This is a genomic window from Streptomyces sp. NPDC005485, assembly GCF_040606085.1.
GTDB lineage: Bacteria > Actinomycetota > Actinomycetes > Streptomycetales > Streptomycetaceae > Streptomyces.
On sequence record NZ_JBEXDZ010000309.1, the window covers coordinates 1 to 2,474 of the forward strand.

The 2,474-nt window shown below is 58.2% G+C and carries 2 rRNA genes; both read right to left on the bottom strand.

From position 1 onward, the window contains the following. A 23S ribosomal RNA gene (locus tag ABZS97_RS43775) occupies window positions 1-630 on the bottom strand; the annotation flags it as partial. Window positions 631-943: 313 nt separating this feature from the next. Continuing rightward, a 16S ribosomal RNA gene (locus ABZS97_RS43780) occupies window positions 944-2,471 on the bottom strand. Window positions 2,472-2,474 lie beyond the last annotated feature (3 nt).

A 2,474-nucleotide genomic window follows, 5' to 3' on the forward strand; every position in this document is an offset into this window, starting at 1 on the left:
CGACGCTCCCACGGCTTGTAGGCACACGGTTTCAGGTACTATTTCACTCCGCTCCCGCGGTACTTTTCACCATTCCCTCACGGTACTATCCGCTATCGGTCACCAGGGAATATTTAGGCTTAGCGGGTGGTCCCGCCAGATTCACACGGGATTTCTCGGGCCCCGTGCTACTTGGGTGTCTCTCAAACGAGCCGCTGATGTTTCGACTACGGGGGTCTTACCCTCTACGCCGGACCTTTCGCATGTCCTTCGCCTACATCAACGGTTTCTGACTCGTCTCACGGCCGGCAGACCGTAAAAGAGAGATCCCACAACCCCGTATACGCAACCCCTGCCGGGTCTCACACGCATACGGTTTGGCCTCATCCGGTTTCGCTCGCCACTACTCCCGGAATCACGGTTGTTTTCTCTTCCTGCGGGTACTGAGATGTTTCACTTCCCCGCGTTCCCTCCACATACCCTATGTGTTCAGGTATGGGTGACAGCCCATGACGACTGCCGGGTTTCCCCATTCGGAAACCCCCGGATCAAAGCCTGGTTGACGACTCCCCGGGGACTATCGTGGCCTCCCACGTCCTTCATCGGTTCCTGGTGCCAAGGCATCCACCGTGCGCCCTTAAAAACTTGGCCACAGATGCTCGCGTCCACTGTGCAGTTCTCAAACAACGACCAACCACCCATCACCCCCGGAAGAAACCGGAGTGCACTGGGGCCGGCACTGAAGACAGGCCATACGGCCGTACCTTCAGACACCCAACAGCGTGCCCGACACCCTCGCCACTCGTGATCAGCTTTCCACGCCCCGAAGGACAGTACTTGCAGCCCGAGATGACTGAGAGTGCCGAATAATCAACGTTCCACCCATGAGCAACCACCGTCGAACGTGTGCCGACGTAATGGCCCTGGACCACCAAGCAAGCTTGGCGGCCTAGATGCTCCTTAGAAAGGAGGTGATCCAGCCGCACCTTCCGGTACGGCTACCTTGTTACGACTTCGTCCCAATCGCCAGTCCCACCTTCGACAGCTCCCTCCCCACAAGGGGGTTGGGCCACCGGCTTCGGGTGTTACCGACTTTCGTGACGTGACGGGCGGTGTGTACAAGGCCCGGGAACGTATTCACCGCAGCAATGCTGATCTGCGATTACTAGCAACTCCAACTTCATGGGGTCGAGTTGCAGACCCCAATCCGAACTGAGACAGGCTTTTTGAGATTCGCTCCACCTTGCGGTATCGCAGCTCTTTGTACCTGCCATTGTAGCACGTGTGCAGCCCAAGACATAAGGGGCATGATGACTTGACGTCGTCCCCACCTTCCTCCGAGTTGACCCCGGCGGTCTCCTGTGAGTCCCCATCACCCCGAAGGGCATGCTGGCAACACAGAACAAGGGTTGCGCTCGTTGCGGGACTTAACCCAACATCTCACGACACGAGCTGACGACAGCCATGCACCACCTGTACACCGACCACAAGGGGGGCACCATCTCTGATGCTTTCCGGCGTATGTCAAGCCTTGGTAAGGTTCTTCGCGTTGCGTCGAATTAAGCCACATGCTCCGCTGCTTGTGCGGGCCCCCGTCAATTCCTTTGAGTTTTAGCCTTGCGGCCGTACTCCCCAGGCGGGGAACTTAATGCGTTAGCTGCGGCACCGACGACGTGGAATGTCGCCAACACCTAGTTCCCACCGTTTACGGCGTGGACTACCAGGGTATCTAATCCTGTTCGCTCCCCACGCTTTCGCTCCTCAGCGTCAGTAATGGCCCAGAGATCCGCCTTCGCCACCGGTGTTCCTCCTGATATCTGCGCATTTCACCGCTACACCAGGAATTCCGATCTCCCCTACCACACTCTAGCCAGCCCGTATCGAATGCAGAACCGGGGTTAAGCCCCGGTCTTTCACACCCGACGTGACTAGCCGCCTACGAGCTCTTTACGCCCAATAATTCCGGACAACGCTTGCGCCCTACGTATTACCGCGGCTGCTGGCACGTAGTTAGCCGGCGCTTCTTCTGCAGGTACCGTCACTTTCGCTTCTTCCCTGCTGAAAGAGGTTTACAACCCGAAGGCCGTCATCCCTCACGCGGCGTCGCTGCATCAGGCTTTCGCCCATTGTGCAATATTCCCCACTGCTGCCTCCCGTAGGAGTCTGGGCCGTGTCTCAGTCCCAGTGTGGCCGGTCGCCCTCTCAGGCCGGCTACCCGTCGTCGCCTTGGTGAGCCACTACCTCACCAACAAGCTGATAGGCCGCGGGCTCATCCTGCACCGCCGGAGCTTTCAACCCACCGAGATGCCTCGGCAAGTGATATCCGGTATTAGACCCCGTTTCCAGGGCTTGTCCCAGAGTGCAGGGCAGATTGCCCACGTGTTACTCACCCGTTCGCCACTAATCCCCACCGAAGTGGTTCATCGTTCGACTTGCATGTGTTAAGCACGCCGCCAGCGTTCGTCCTGAGCCAGGATCAAACTCTCCGTGAATGT